At 57.0% G+C, this 363-nt stretch carries 1 pseudogene; it reads right to left on the reverse strand.

Annotated features, from left to right (window positions below):
- Nucleotides 1-363: pseudogene (locus QMX98_RS34900) on the reverse strand (IS21 family transposase); the annotation flags it as partial.

Here is a 363-nt window from a genome sequence, read left to right on the forward strand (position 1 = left end):
CGTAGCGCGCCGTATTGGCAACAGGCGCGACCTTGAGTTGCAGGCTGGTTTCTACACAGGGAGGTGGTGCGGTGGAGGTCAGGCGGGCAAGGACATTGAGGATGTGATCGGCGCTCAGACTTCCCGATTCAAGTACCAGTTCCACCGCCACCAGCACAGGTTCGAGACCCGCAATTGGCACAGCAGCCAGTACCTGCATCATGATTCGATCACCGTTGGTGTGACGCCTCAGTCCCCGTTTGAGAAGCCGTAACGGTTTTGGCAGATCAGCAAATGGCGCGCCATTGCGCAGTGCACCAGGCTTGCGTTCGATGAGTGGGATGTAGTGCTGCCAGTCAAAACTGACCTGATCTCGATCAAAGA

Origin of the sequence: Pseudomonas sp. PS02303 (assembly GCF_029959925.1) — a bacterium.
In the GTDB taxonomy this organism is placed as follows: Bacteria; Pseudomonadota; Gammaproteobacteria; order Pseudomonadales; family Pseudomonadaceae; genus Aquipseudomonas; species Aquipseudomonas mandelii.